Origin of the sequence: Corynebacterium flavescens (assembly GCF_008693105.1) — a bacterium.
In the GTDB taxonomy this organism is placed as follows: domain Bacteria; phylum Actinomycetota; class Actinomycetes; order Mycobacteriales; family Mycobacteriaceae; genus Corynebacterium; species Corynebacterium flavescens.
In genome coordinates, this window is sequence record NZ_VXKK01000025.1 from 1 (window position 1) to 689 (window position 689).

Below are 689 nucleotides of genomic sequence, written 5' to 3' on the forward strand. Positions count from 1 at the left end.
CTGCTGCGAGCATCGTGCGCTGTTTTGTTGAGGCGAAGCGCTCACAGCGGTACAAGTCCACCGGCCCGTGTGTACGGCTGATGATCGTGATAAGCCCTTCGTTGGCGCAGGCGCGTTCTACAAGCTGTGCGCCGGTGATAACAGCCCCACTGGTGGTGCGCACCATCACGTCATCGCCCTCCCGGCGCATAATCGTGCCGTAGTCCTCCAAATGGAGGACTGCCATGGTGGTCACGCGAGTACGCGCGGCGGGGCCTGTTTCACCGAGCATGCGGGCGATAAAACTCTTACCCGGATGCTGCTGGTCGATGGTTCGGAAGGCATCTGCCATATCCAACCCATTACCCGTTACTGTCAAGGTAGCCAGCCCGTTGGGGTGCTGGCGCAACAGTGCGCGCTCGCAATACTTGTGGGGGACACGCATCTCGCGCAGCCGGCGCCTGGCTACCGCAGTAACCTGCTCGCTGGGCGTGGCGCATAACTCTACGCGCAGGTTCCACGTGGCCAGGCGTCCTTCGACGCGGCGGGTAAAAGATTCGATCTGGTGCAGGGTGCTCAGGGCGGAGCGCGTCAAGTTCTTTGTGTGTGGGGCTTTGTGAACTTGTTTGGTTAGAGGTATGTGTTGAAGCGGTCGGGGTAGGCCACGGCCATCTGATTAATGGCTTGTTTCCAGTTGGTGACTCGGGCTC

Annotated in this window: 1 pseudogene; it reads right to left on the reverse strand. The window is 60.4% G+C overall.

The window, feature by feature from the left end:
- Positions 1-574 (reverse strand): annotated as a pseudogene (locus tag F4V60_RS04320) (HNH endonuclease signature motif containing protein); the annotation flags it as partial.
- Between the last annotated feature and the right edge of the window lie 115 nt (positions 575-689).